Origin of the sequence: Geobacillus sp. B4113_201601 (assembly GCF_001587475.1) — a bacterium.
In the GTDB taxonomy this organism is placed as follows: domain Bacteria; phylum Bacillota; class Bacilli; order Bacillales; family Anoxybacillaceae; genus Geobacillus; species Geobacillus icigianus.
The window spans coordinates 3,200-4,919 of record NZ_LQYX01000097.1 but is presented as its reverse complement, the minus strand read 5'-3'; the positions used below and the strand labels follow the sequence as shown (position 1 = coordinate 4,919).

At 46.5% G+C, this 1,720-nt stretch carries 1 protein-coding gene and 1 pseudogene; both read right to left on the bottom strand.

Features of this window, described 5'->3' with window-relative positions; genetic code table 11:
- Positions 1-39: 39 nt before the first annotated feature.
- The gene (locus B4113_RS13940; protein ID WP_082799319.1) at positions 40-693 is read right to left on the bottom strand and encodes a TM1802 family CRISPR-associated protein; all 654 of its coding nucleotides are present in this window, start codon (positions 691-693) and stop codon (positions 40-42) included.
- Between the two features lie 551 nt (positions 694-1,244).
- Positions 1,245-1,720 (bottom strand): annotated as a pseudogene (locus B4113_RS13935) (DUF4351 domain-containing protein); the annotation flags it as partial.

Sequence of the window (1,720 nt, the reverse complement as noted above, 5' to 3'; positions counted from 1 at the left end):
TTTGACACCCCTGCATCATACCAAGAGGGCTTTTTTTGATCAAGTCCCCGGAAAAGCTCCTAACGGGAATGCTCCTGTAATAAATCCGGGCTTGTCCAACGTGTAAAAGCGAAACACGGACAATTTTCCGATGACCGTATCTTTGCGCTCCCCACAAATAGCGCATACTTGGTCCCGAGCCGACAACTCCATATCTTTCTCGTGAACTAGATGCAAAAAAGCATCGCGAAACGGCTCACAGTCATATAAATAGGAGCCGTTCATTTTTAGCGAAATAAGGGAACGATCGGCTGAGAGAGAGAGCTTTTCCCTCAACTCCTGCAAGATCGCTTCCTTTTTTTGCACAAGCAATTGCTCAATCGCCCGAAGAACGGGATGATCCATTTTGCGGTTAACCGTTCGAAACCAGCCAATGACTTTCTGTTCATATGTATTTTCAATCGTTGTAATTTTCGCCGTCGGCGAATAGTTGGTTCCACGAGACGAACCGGAACGAAACAAATATTTTTTGTAATCGCTTCCGCATTCCTCAATCTCGCAACCTTCCCAACCAACATTCCCTTCTTCGTCCACACGCACTGCAACAAGCATACAAGCAGGATAGCCGGGGTTCTCCACCAACTGATCCACCACTGACCCCTCTCCTTGCTTTTCAAGCACTATCTTCCCAATTTGGGCGATCGCTTCGATCAATCTATCACCCCTCTGCATCATGAGAACTAATTCCATTATACCATGTTTCAGGAAATATGGTATAAAAATTTATACTATTTAGTGATTATCAATCATCGTTCAAACCACGGACGAAAAAATTGACAAATAGCCCACATAATCGTTATGCACCAAAACTCCGTAACGCTTGCTCAACTCCAAGAGGCATCCACAGAACTCCTGAAAAACTCTGTTTTATGTAAAACATCGATTAAGGAAAAAAGCCATGGACAACCTTTTTCCTTCCCCCATAAAAAATCACGCATGGTGTGATTCCCACGGAACAAGCGGCTGAAATCGAACTTCATAAAAAAAAGGCGGTGGATGACCGCCTTCTTCTTTATTCTCATACTCATTCAACAGGAAACACTAGGAGGTTGGTGAAAAACGATTGTTTCTCTTGAGCAATGGGGGAACGTTTGAAAGGCGCTCCTGATGCGACAAGGCTTATCTATTTGAGAAACCGATTTGACAAGCGGATCGCCCCCTTAAATCACCGGCCTTCTAGGGTGAGATCGATCACCCTTTTCCTCTTACTCGCTCAACAAGCTTCGAACCTCTTCTTCAGAAAGATCGACCAACCGGGCAATCTCGGCGGCCGTCATCCCTTTTTGCGCCATTGTCTGAATAAGCCGCTTCATTCCTTGTTTCATTCCTTGCTCAAGGCCGCGTTTTACCCCTTCTTCCAGCCCTTCTTTTTTCCCTTTTTGCTCGTAGGAGATGATCAGCTCCAGCACTTTCTCTCGTTCTTTCGTTTCCATCGCCTTCACCTCACTTTGCAGCTGTTGTTCCTCTTCCTCCGTCAACTTCACGTACGTCTCAAAAAACCCAAGCAGCAGCCGCTGCCTCGCCTCATCGAGCTCCAACCGCACCAACATGCGCAAAAACTCTTTTTTCAGCTCCACCTTCTCTCTTTCAGTATACCCCATTTGACTGAGCAACGCAGCCGCAACCGGATTGTCCTGCCGAATGTACTCCCGCCACTGCTTCTTCCGCAACGCCACCGGAA